Annotated in this window: 11 protein-coding genes; 5 read left to right on the forward strand and 6 right to left on the reverse strand. The window is 67.4% G+C overall.

What is annotated here, in order from left to right:
- Positions 1-13: 13 nt before the first annotated feature.
- On the reverse strand, positions 14-1,486 hold the full coding sequence (gene sufB, locus PCA_RS10565) for a Fe-S cluster assembly protein SufB (protein ID WP_181302574.1): 1,473 nt from the start codon (positions 1,484-1,486) through the stop codon (positions 14-16).
- Positions 1,483-1,956, reverse strand: coding sequence for an SUF system Fe-S cluster assembly regulator (locus PCA_RS10570; RefSeq protein ID WP_181302575.1), 474 nt, complete (start codon positions 1,954-1,956; stop codon positions 1,483-1,485). The genes sufB and PCA_RS10570 overlap by 4 nt, the downstream gene beginning before the upstream one ends.
- Before the next feature lie 232 nt (positions 1,957-2,188).
- Between PCA_RS10570 and PCA_RS10575 the strand changes: the two genes are divergently transcribed.
- Genes PCA_RS10575 through murU form a run of 5 tightly spaced genes read left to right on the forward strand, consistent with a single transcriptional unit; the run spans position 2,189 to position 5,910 of the window.
- Entirely contained in the window at positions 2,189-2,527 is a 339-nt protein-coding gene (locus PCA_RS10575; RefSeq protein WP_181302576.1) for a P-II family nitrogen regulator, read from the forward strand.
- Complete coding sequence (locus tag PCA_RS10580; RefSeq protein WP_181302577.1) at positions 2,517-3,893, forward strand: ammonium transporter; 1,377 nt, start codon at positions 2,517-2,519, stop codon at positions 3,891-3,893. Before PCA_RS10575 ends, PCA_RS10580 begins: the two co-directional genes overlap by 11 nt.
- Positions 3,894-3,950: 57 nt before the next feature.
- A complete protein-coding gene (locus PCA_RS10585; RefSeq protein WP_181302578.1) occupies positions 3,951-4,964 on the forward strand; it encodes a phosphotransferase in 1,014 nt (337 codons plus the stop codon).
- 5 nt (positions 4,965-4,969) lie between these two features.
- A complete protein-coding gene (locus PCA_RS10590; RefSeq protein WP_181302579.1) occupies positions 4,970-5,209 on the forward strand; it encodes a hypothetical protein in 240 nt (79 codons plus the stop codon).
- Positions 5,206-5,910 (forward strand): N-acetylmuramate alpha-1-phosphate uridylyltransferase MurU, encoded by a 705-nt coding sequence (gene murU / locus PCA_RS10595; RefSeq protein WP_181302580.1) that lies wholly within the window; start codon positions 5,206-5,208, stop codon positions 5,908-5,910. The genes PCA_RS10590 and murU overlap by 4 nt, the downstream gene beginning before the upstream one ends.
- Positions 5,911-6,144: 234 nt before the next feature.
- Here murU and secF read toward each other — a convergent pair whose 3' ends face one another.
- The 4 genes from secF to tgt all read right to left on the reverse strand — a co-directional run bounded on the left by secF (position 6,145) and on the right by tgt (position 10,837).
- Entirely contained in the window at positions 6,145-7,101 is a 957-nt protein-coding gene (gene secF, locus PCA_RS10600) for a protein translocase subunit SecF (RefSeq protein ID WP_181302581.1), read from the reverse strand.
- Between the two features lie 67 nt (positions 7,102-7,168).
- The gene (secD, locus tag PCA_RS10605; protein WP_181302582.1) at positions 7,169-9,049 is read right to left on the reverse strand and encodes a protein translocase subunit SecD; all 1,881 of its coding nucleotides are present in this window, start codon (positions 9,047-9,049) and stop codon (positions 7,169-7,171) included.
- Positions 9,050-9,205: 156 nt separating this feature from the next.
- Entirely contained in the window at positions 9,206-9,532 is a 327-nt protein-coding gene (gene yajC, locus PCA_RS10610; protein ID WP_181302583.1) for a preprotein translocase subunit YajC, read from the reverse strand.
- Between the two features lie 174 nt (positions 9,533-9,706).
- A complete protein-coding gene (gene tgt / locus PCA_RS10615; protein ID WP_181302584.1) occupies positions 9,707-10,837 on the reverse strand; it encodes a tRNA guanosine(34) transglycosylase Tgt in 1,131 nt (376 codons plus the stop codon).
- Positions 10,838-10,984 lie beyond the last annotated feature (147 nt).

Genomic DNA, 10,984 nt, shown 5'->3' on the forward strand with positions numbered 1-10,984 from the left:
TTTGTCCGGGGACTTACCCCACCGCACCTTCCAGCGAAACTTCCAGCAACTTCTTCGCCTCCACCGCGAACTCCATCGGCAGCTCGCGGAACACCTGCTTGCAGAAGCCGTCGACGATCATCGAGACGGCATCCTCCTCGCCGATGCCGCGCGAGCGGCAGTAGAACATCTGGTCGTCGGAGATCTTCGAGGTGGTGGCCTCGTGCTCGACGATCGCGCTGGGGTTCTTCACTTCCATGTACGGGAAGGTGTGCGCGCCGCACTTCTTGCCGATCAGCAGCGAGTCGCACTGCGTGTAGTTGCGCGCGCGCTCGGCGCCCTTCTCCACCTTCACCAGGCCGCGGTAGCTGTTGTTGCTGCGCCCGGCGCTGATGCCCTTGGAGACGATCTTCGACTTGGTGTCCTTGCCGATGTGGATCATCTTGGTGCCGGTATCGGCCTGCTGGTAGTGGTGGGTGAGCGCCACCGAGTGGAACTCGCCCACCGAGCGGTCGCCGCGCAGCACCACGCTGGGGTATTTCCAGGTGATCGCCGAGCCGGTTTCGACCTGGGTCCAGCTGATCTTGCTGTCGTCGCCGCGGCAGTCGCCGCGCTTGGTGACCAGGTTGTAGATGCCGCCCACGCCGTTCTCGTCGCCGGGATACCAGTTCTGCACCGTGGAGTACTTGATCTGCGCGCGCTCCAGCGCCACCAGTTCCACCACCGCGGCATGCAGCTGGTTCTCGTCGCGCTTGGGCGCGGTGCAGCCTTCGAGGTAGGAGACGTGGGCGCCTTCCTCGGCCACGATCAGGGTGCGCTCGAACTGGCCGGTGTTCTGCGCGTTGATGCGGAAGTAGGTGCTGAGTTCCATCGGGCAGCGCACGCCCCTGGGGATGAACACGAAGCTGCCGTCGGAGAACACCGCCGAGTTCAGCGCGGCGAAGAAGTTGTCGCCCGGCGGCACCACGCTGCCGAGGTATTTCTGTACCAGCTCGGGATGCTCGCGAATCGCCTCGCTCATCGAGCAGAAGATCACGCCGGCTTCGGCGAGCTGCTTGCGGAAGGTGGTGCCCACCGACACCGAGTCGAACACCGCATCCACCGCCACGCCGGCCAGCGCGGCGCGCTCGTGCAGCGGCACGCCGAGCTTCTCGTAGGTTTCCAGCAGCGCGGGATCGACCTCGTCCAGCGACTTCGGCGCCTGCTTGGGCGCGGCGTAGTAGCTGATCGCCTGGTAGTCGATCGCGTCCATCTTCAGCTTGGCCCAGTCGGGCTGCGGCATGGTCAGCCAGTGGCGGTAGGCTGCGAGGCGCCATTCGGTCATCCACTCCGGCTCGCGCTTGATCGCGGAGAGCTGGCGTATCGTCTCCTCGTCCAGGCCCGGCGGCAGGCCGGTCATCTCGATCTCGGTGACGAAGCCGGCGCTGTAGTTGCGGCCCAGCGCCTCGGCGACCCCGGCGTTGTCGCGCAGCGCGTTGCGGGTACTGGCCATGGTTTCGCTGCTCATGCCGTGGGTCTGCCTTTCAGGGTGCCGGCTTTCAGGGTGCTGATGTCGATCGCCACATCGCCGCGCCGCGGCGGCCGCAGCATGTCGGCCAGGCTCACCGCGCGCAACGCCCGGTCGACCACGTTGTTGATGCGTTGCCAGCTGCCGCGCACGCCGCATTGCGCCTCGCGCTCGCACTGGCCCTCGGTGACGCCGCATTCGGTCATGCCGATCGGCCCCTCCATCGCCTCGACGATCTCCGCCAGGGTGATCGCCTGCGCGGACCGCGCCAGCCGATAGCCGCCGTTGACGCCGCGGAACGACTCGACCAGGCCGGCGTGGCCCAGCGACTTCAGCAGCTTGCTCACGGTGGGCAGCTCCAGCCGCGTCTCGTCGGCGATCTGTGCGGTGCTCAGCACATCGTCCGGGTGGGCGGCGATGCAGGTCATCACCACCGTGGCGTAATCCGTGAGTCGACTGACGCGGAGCATGGGAATGTCGTTGCGGCGGAAGCGGTCTTAATCCAGACCAAAATGGTACTGATTGCGCCGGGGCCGGTCAAATGGCCGTTTTGCACCAACAGCAGGCAAGGCTTGCACCAGCCTTGCCTGATCTGGCCCGGTCGCCGCGGCCTTTGGCCGCACGGATGCCGGTGCAGCGCGCTTTGCGCCGCTGGCACGCAATCTGCTGTACCGCAACACAGGCCCCCGCGGAGAGCAGTGCATGCAGTGGATCACCGCCATCATCAAGCCGTTCAAGCTGGACGAGGTGCGCGAGGCGCTGGCCGAGGCCGGCGTTCAGGGCATGACCGTCACCGAGGTCAAGGGTTTCGGCCGCCAGCACGGACACACCGAGTTGTACCGCGGCGCCGAGTACGTGGTGGATTTCCTGCCCAAGCTCAAGATCGAGCTTGCGGTGAGCGACGAGCAGGTGGAACAGGCGATCGAGGCGATCATCGCCACCGCGCGCACCGGCAAGGTGGGCGACGGCAAGATCTTCGTCAGCGCACTGGAACAGGTGATCCGTATCCGCACGCAGGAGGTCGACGCCGATGCGCTGTGAGTTCGAGCGGGGATTGGGGATACGGGATTCGGGATACGGGAAGCGGCGGCTGCGCCAGCTTGCGGCGCTGCTCGTTGGCGGGCTGTTCGCGGTGCCCGCGTTTGCGCAAGCTGCGACCGCGCCGAAACTGGACAGCGGCGACACCGCCTGGATGCTGGTCTCGTCCATGCTGGTGCTGATGATGACGATACCCGGCGTCGCGCTGTTCTACGGCGGCATGGTGCGCGCCAAGAACCTGCTGTCGGTGCTGATGCAGTGCTTCGCGATCACCGCCCTGGTTTCCGTGCTGTGGATCGTCTACGGCTACACGCTGGCCTTCAGCGCCGAGGGAATGCACGCCGGCGTCATCGGCTGGCACTCCATCATCGGCGGGCTGGACCGCGCGATGCTGGCCGGGCTCACGCCCGACTCGCATTACCAGACCGTGCCGGAAAGCGTGTTCGTGATGTTCCAGCTCACCTTCGCCGTGATCACCCCGGCATTGATCGTGGGCGCCTGGGCCGAGCGCATGAAGTTCAGCGCGATGCTGTGGTTCTCCGGCCTGTGGCTCACCTTCGCCTACCTGCCGATGGCGCACATGGTGTGGAGCGGCCCCGGCTCGCTGCTCGGCGACATGGGCGTGCTCGATTTCGCCGGCGGCACCGTGGTGCACATCAATGCCGGCATCGCGGGCCTGGTCGCCTGCATGGTGATCGGCAAGCGCCGCGGCTGGCCGCAGGCGCACATGCCGCCGCACAACCTCGGCTACACCGTGATCGGCGCCAGCCTGCTGTGGCTGGGCTGGTTCGGCTTCAACGCCGGTTCGGCGGTGGCGGCCAACGGCAGCGCAGGCATGGCCATGCTGGTGACGCAGATCGCCGCCGCGGCCGCCGCGATCGGCTGGACCGCGGTGGAGTGGGCGATCCACAAGCGCGCCAGCGTGCTGGGCATCGCCTCGGGTGCGGTGGCCGGGCTGGTCGCGGTGACGCCGGCCGCGGGCACCTGCGGTCCGGCCGGTGCGCTGCTGATCGGCTTCGCCGCGGGCTTCGTGTGCTTCTTCACCGCCACCCGGCTCAAGCACCGGCTGGGCTACGACGACACGCTCGACGTATTCGGCGTGCATGCCGTCGCCGGCATCATCGGCGCCCTGCTCACCGGCCCGTTCGCTGCGGCCAGCCTGGGCGGATTCGGCCACGTCGCTTCCGCCTGGGGCCAGTTGTGGATCCAGGCCAAGGGCGTGGGCTTCACCATCGTGTGGAGCGCCGCGCTGAGCTGGGCGATCCTGAAACTGCTCGACCTCACCATCGGCCTGCGCGTGGATGCCGAACAGGAGCAGATGGGCCTGGATATCGCCGAGCACGAGGAGCGCGCGTACAACCTGAGCTGATTCGCGGGAAACGCGGGCAGGTTCTATCCTGTCCGCGTTTCCGCCGCGAAGCCTTTCATGGACAACCGCAACGACCGCGCCGCCGCCCGCCTCGCCTGGACCCGCAGCGCGCTCGGCGACGACTCCCTGACGCTCGCCCCCGCCTCCTCCGACGCCAGCTTCCGCAGCTACTGGCGCACCGTGCACGACGGCCAGAGCTGGATCGTGATGGATTCCCCGCCGGAGCGCGAAGACCCGCGCCCCTGGCTGGCGATCGGCGAGCGGCTCGCCGCCGCCGGCCTGCACGTGCCGAAGGTGGCCGCGCAGGATCTGCAGCAGGGCTTCCTGCTGATCGAGGACCTGGGCTCGCGGCTGTATCTCGCGGAACTCGACGCAGGCAACGCGGACAGGCTCTACGGCGATGCGATGGACGCGCTGCTCGCGATGCAGACGCGGGTGGCCTGCGAGGACCTGCCGCCGTTCGACCACGTCGTGCTGGTGAACGGCCTGGAAGTGATGCCGAAGTGGTTCCTCGAACGCCACCTCGGCCACACGCCGAGCTGCGAGGAATGGGACGTGCTGGAAGCGGCGTTCGACCTCATCATCCGCAACGCGCTCGCGCAACCGCGCTGCTTCGTGCATCGCGACTACCACAGCCGCAACCTGCTGGTGGTGGACGAGAACAACCCCGGCATCATCGATTTCCAGGGCGCGCTGCACGGCCCGGTCACCTACGACCTCGCCTCGCTGCTGCGCGACGCCTACGTCGCGTGGCCGCGCGAGCGCGTGGAAGGCTGGGTGGAGTCCTACCGGCTGCGCCTGCGGCAGGCCGGCGTGATCGGCGGCGAGGTGGATGCCACACGCTTCCTGCGCTGGTTCGACCTCACCGGCCTGCACCGCCACGTGCGCGTGCTGGGCCAGTTCTACCGGCTGTGGTATCGCGACGGCAAACCCGGCTACCTCGCCGACGTGCCGCAGGTGTACCGCTACGTGATCGAGGTGGCGCGCAGCCATCCCGAACTGGCCGACTTCGCAGCCCTGCTGGAACGACATGCGGCAGGCCGCGACCTCACCCGCGTGGCGGCGGCATGATGGGAATGCCCCGCCACCTCATGGTCGTCTTCCCGGCAAAAGCCATGGTGGCCATCCCACCAAACGCCACGCGCGTCATCCCGGCGAAAGCCGGGATCCAGTGCCTTGCGTGCACCCACGAAAAAAGTCGCTGGATCCCGGCTTTCGCCGGGATGACGCGTGTGGGTGGTCCAGGCATGTCCATGACGATCATGACGTTCGCCGGGATGACGGCAATCGGCCTGTGCGAAAAGGGCGCGCCATGAGACACGCGCTGATCTTCGCCGCGGGGCTGGGCGAGCGCATGCGTCCATTGACCGAGCACACGCCCAAGCCCCTGCTTCGCGTGGGCGGCAAGCCGCTGATCGTGTGGCACCTGGAGAGGCTCGCCGCGATCGGCGTGAACTACGTGGCGATCAACACCTCGCACCTCGCCGAACAGTTCCCCGAGACGCTGGGCGACGGTTCGCGCTGGGGCCTGCGCATCCGCTACGTGTACGAAGGCCCGGTGCCGCTGGAAACCGGCGGCGGCCTGCTCAACGCGCTGCCGCTGCTGGGGCCGGAACCGGTGCTCGCGATCAGCGGCGACGTGTGGTGCGACGCCGACCTCGCCGCCCTGCCCGCCGAGCCGGACGGACGCGCGCACCTGCTGATGGTGGACAACCCGGCGCATCATCCCGAAGGCGATTTCCGGCTGGACGCCCAGGGCCGCTTGCATGCCGATGGCGAGCCGCGGCTCACCTACAGCGGCATCGGCGTGTTCCGCCGCGAGCTGCTGGACGACTGGCGCGCCGCGACGGGCGATGCGCCAGGCACGGAAGAAAAGCCGCCGCATTTCAAGCTGCGCCCGCTGCTCGAAGCGGCGATGGCGCAGGATGCGCTGACCGGCTCGTGGCATCGCGGCCGCTGGACCGACGTGGGCACGCCTGGGCGGCTGGTGCAACTGGACAACGAACTCAGGGGCTGAACGGCGGAAACGCAAACGGCCCGGGAAACCCGGGCCGTTTGTTTCTGCTCGTCCACGACCAGGGCATCGAAGCGCGCTCTCTGCTCTTCGGGCGTCTTCTCCGCAGGCGGGGCACCCTCTCTGCCCTTCGGGCATCTCCCGCAACAGGCGGCCCCCCCCCCTCTGCCCTTCGGGCATCTCCCCCGCAGGCGGGGGAGAGTAATCAGGATCGTCCGCTTGGCGGACGATGCGATCTCATGGGCGGCGGGCGAGCTCCGGATTTTCCTTGGTCACCGGCATCAGGTCCTTCTTCGACACGCCCAGCCACAGCAGGATGGGGCTGGCCACGAAGATCGAGGACAGCGTACCCACCACGATGCCGATCAGCATGGTGATCGCGAAGTTGTGCACCGCCGGGCCGCCGAAGAAGAACAGCGCGGCCATGGTGATGCCGGTGAACAGCGAGGTGATGATGGTTCGCGACAGCGTGCTGTTGATCGAGCGGTTGAGGATCTCCTCCGGCTCGGCCTTGCGCGCGAGGCGGAACAGTTCGCGGATGCGGTCGAACACCACCACCTTGTCGTTGATCGAGTAGCCGATCACCGCCAGCACCGAGGCCAGCACGGTCATGTCGAACTCGCGCTGCACCAGCGCCAGCACGCCCAACGTCACCAGGGTGTCGTGGATTTCGGTGAGCACCGCGGCGATCGCGAAGCGGCGCTCGAAGCGTATCCACAGGTAGGCCATGATGCCGAGTATCACGAACACCGCGGCCACCATGCCGTCGCTCTTCAGCTCGGCGCCCACCTCGGCGCTGACCGAGAAGCGGCTCTTCAGCGTGGCGTCGTTGCGCGAGGCCTTGAGCGCCTCCATCACCGTGCTGGCCACCTTGTCCAGGTTCACCTGGCCCTTGGCGTCCAGCATCTCCTTGGTGGGCTGCATGCGGATCGACACCTCGCGGCTGCCGCCCACGCTCTGCACCACCGGGTTCTCGAGGCCGGCCTTCTCCAGCGCGTCGTGCACGTCGCTGGTCTGCACCGGCTGCGCGTAGTCCACCACCAGCGAGACGCCGCCGGTGAAGTCCAGTGCGTAGTTCAGGCCCTTGGTGGCGATCAGCGCCGCCGAGGCGATCATAAGCACGATCGCCACGCCGACGCTGAAGACGCGGATGCGCAGGAAGTGGATATTGCTGTTGTGATTGAAGATTTCCATGGATGGGTCTCTTGTGCGGAAGTCCGTTCCGGGGTAGCAGCGGCCATCCGTGGCCGCACTCTTCAATTCAGACCGACAGCGTCTTGAGCTTGCGGCGACCGTGGATCAGCGCGGTGAACGCGTGCGTCATCACCACCGAGGTGAACATCGAGGTCAGGATGCCGATGCACAGCGTGACGCCGAAGCCGCGGATCGCGCCGGTGCCCATCGTCATCAGCGCCAGCGCCGCGATCAGGTGGGTGACGTTGGCGTCGAGAATCGTGGCCCAGGCCTTGTCGTAGCCGGCGTGGATCGCCGCATGCGGGGTCGAGCCGTTGCGCAGTTCCTCGCGCACGCGTTCGCAGATCAGCACGTTCGCGTCGATCGCCATGCCCAGGGTCAGCACGATGCCCGCGATGCCCGGCATGGTCAGGGTCACCCCGATCATCGACATCACCGCCACCAGGATCAGCAGGTTGAAGAACAGCGCGATGTCGGCGACCAGGCCGAACAGCTTGTAGTAGACCGCCGCGCAGATCAGCACCAGCAGCAGGCCCAGCATCACCGCGTCGAAGCCCTTGGTGATGTTCTGCTGGCCCAGGCTGGGGCCGATCACGTTCTCCTCGACGATGTCCATCGGCGCGGCCAGCGAGCCGCTCTTCAGCAGCAGCGCGAGGTCGGACGCTTCCTTGGGGCTGCCCAGGCCGTTGGTGGAGAACTCCTTGCCGAACGGGCTCTGGATGGTGGCGTCGTTGATCACCGTGTAGGTGGTCTTGGGCGTGCGCGTGACCTTGCCGTTGACCGTGCTGGTCTCGTACTCGGTGTTGATCAGCAGCACCGCCATCGGCTTGCCGACGTTCGCGTTGGTGAACTCCTGCATCTTCTTGGCGCCGGACGCGTTAAGCGTCACGTTCACCGAGGGCGTGCCGTTGTTCTGGTCGACGCCGGAGCTGGCGTTGATCAGCTCGTCGCCGGTGACGATCGGCCGCTTGCCCACCAGCACCGGCGCCTGGTTGCTGGTGTAGTAGAGGTTCGCGTCGGGCGGGATGCTGCCGGTGCGCGCCGCTTCCACCGCGCGCGGATCGCCGGGGTAGCCGATGCCGGGGCGGTATTCCAGCGTGGCGGTGGCGCCGATCAGCTTCTTCGCCTCGGTGGGATCCTGCACGCCGGCCAGCTCGACCACGATGTGGTTCTCGCCCTGCTGCTGGATCAGCGGCTCGGACACGCCCAGCGCGTTGATGCGGTTGCGCAGCGTGCCCAGGTTCTGCTTGATCGTGCCCAGCGAAAGCTCGCGCAGCTTGGCCGGCTTGATCGCGGCGTACAGCACGTAGCGGTCGCCGGTGCTGGGGCCGTCGGTCACCGAGAGGTCGGGCGAGTTGGCGGCGATCAGGTCGGCCGCCTTGCTGCGGTCGTCGGACGAACGCAGCACCGTCACGATGCCCTGCCCGGCCACCGCGCTGCGGGCCACCGATTCGTAGCGGATGTCCTTCTGGCGCAGCTGGTTGCGGATGTCGTCGGCGTAGCTGTTTTCCAGCTTGTCGACCACGCCGCTCTGGTCCACCTGCATCAGGAAGTGCACGCCGCCCTGCAGGTCCAGGCCCAGCGGCATGGAATCGGCGCCGATCATGGTGAGCCAGCGCGGCACCGTGGACTGCAGCTTGAACGCCACCGTGTAGCCGTCGCCCAGCAGCGCCTTGATCGTGTCCGCGCCGTGCTTCTGCACGTCGGCGTTCGGGAAGGTGGCCAGCAACTGGTCGCCCTGCACCATCACCTCGCCGGTGGCGACCTGGTCCCTGGCCAGCGCGTCGGCCACCTTCTGGCGCAGCGTGTCGTCCACCGGGGCGCTGCCCTTGTTCGCGGAGACCTGCACGGCCTTCAGCGGCAGGAACGCGTTCGGCAACGCATAGACGATGCCGAACAGCATCGCCAGCACGACCAGTGCGTACTTCCAGCGTGGGAAATCGCTCATCTGTGATCCTTTGCGATCATCCGTGACCGCGTACGTCGAGAAGCAGCCAACCCTGGCCGTAGTCTGTTTTGCGGTCGTCCATGATCGCGAACGTCAAGAAGCGGCCGTCCGTGGCCGCACGTCCGATTGGGAAATGCCCCGCGCCGATGGCCCGGCTCAGGAGGACTTCAGCGAGCCCTTGGGCAGCACCTGCGACACCGCGCCCTTCTGCACCTTCACCTTCACGTTCGGTGCGATCTCGACCGAGATGAAGGTCTCGCCGATCTCGTCCACGCGGCCGGCGAGGCCGCCGTTGGTCACCACCTCGTCGCCCTTGGCGAGGGCGGAAACCATCTGGCGATGCTCCTTCTGCCGCTTCATCTGCGGGCGGATCATCATGAAATACATCAGGCCGAACAGCACGACCATCATGATGATCATGGAAAGGCCGCCGCCCTGCGGCGCAGCGGCCTGGGCCAGCGTGATAGACATCGGAAGACTCATCGGTTCGTCTCGCAAGTGATGGCGCCGGCAGGGATTTCTGCTGAACGCCCGATAAAAGACCATGGATTATGCCATGCGTTCCCGCCCGCCGCACGGCGCGCCGGCCACCCGGCCCGGCCACGGGATGCAGTCGGGGCGCCCGTCACGCTTTGCAAGGCCGCCGGCCCGCTGGGCTCAGGCCTCGGCGGGGGCGCCCTGGCGGCGGGCATGGAACGCGGCCACGAAATCCTGCAGCCGCCCCACCGCGATCGCCTCGCGCAGGCCGGCCATCAGCCGCTGGTAATGCCGCAGGTTGTGCATGGTGGCGAGCTGGCTGCCCAGGATCTCGTTGCAGCGGTCCAGGTGGCGCAGGTAGGCGCGGCTGAAGCCGTTCGCACAGGCGTGGCAGTCGCAGCCCTCCTCGATCACCCGGGTGTCGGCGGCGTACTTCGCGTTGCGGATGCGCAGCGTGCCCTCGGCGGTGAACAGGAAGCCGTTGCGCGCGTTGCGGGTGGGCATCACGCAGTCGAACATGTCGATGCCGCGGCACACCGCCGCCACGATGTCCTCCGGCCGGCCCACGCCCATCAGGTAGCGCGGCTTGTCCCGCGGCAGCAGGCCCACGGTGAAGTCCAGCGTATGGTTGCGCGCCTCCTCCGGCTCGCCCACCGCCAGGCCGCCCACCGCGTAGCCGTCGAAGCCGATTTCCACCAGCCGCTCGGCCGAACGCCGGCGCAGCGGTTCGTACACGCTGCCCTGCACGATGCCGAACAGGTTGTTCGGGTTCTTCAGGTCGTCGAAGGCGCGACGCGAACGTTCGGCCCAGCGCAGGCTCAGCTCCATCGAATCGGATGCGACTTTTTCGGTGGCCGGGTACGGCGTGCACTCGTCGAAGATCATCGCGATGTCCGAATCCAGCACGCGCTGGATCTTCATCGACACCTCGGGCGACAGGAACACCTTGGAGCCGTCCACCGGCGAGGCGAACGTCACGCCCTCTTCGGTGAGCTTGCGCCGGTGCGCCAGCGAGAACACCTGGAAACCGCCGGAATCGGTGAGGATGGGCCGCTCCCAGCCGATGAAGCGGTGCAGCCCGCCGAACTGCTCCACGATCTCCAGCCCCGGCCGCAGGAACAGGTGGAAGGTATTGCCCAGGATGATCTCGGCGCCGGTCTCGCGCACGTCGCGCGGCGTCATCGCCTTCACCGAGCCATAGGTGCCCACCGGCATGAACGCCGGCGTTTCCACGCTGCCGCGCGGGAAGGAAAGACGCCCGCGGCGGGCGGCGCCGTCGGTGGCGAGCAGGTCGAAATTCATGGAAGTCATCGCGCCATTATCGCAGTTCGCGCGGACCGCTCCCTCTCGATGGTGTTGGGGCGAGAGGCCAACCTCACGGCAAGCCCCGTCCCCTCACCTCGATCCTCTCCCCGCAGGGGAGAGGATCGAGGTGAGGGGACGGGGCTTGCCGTGAGG

The organism is Rhodanobacter sp. PCA2 (assembly GCF_013620825.1).
In the GTDB taxonomy this organism is placed as follows: Bacteria; Pseudomonadota; Gammaproteobacteria; order Xanthomonadales; family Rhodanobacteraceae; genus Rhodanobacter_A.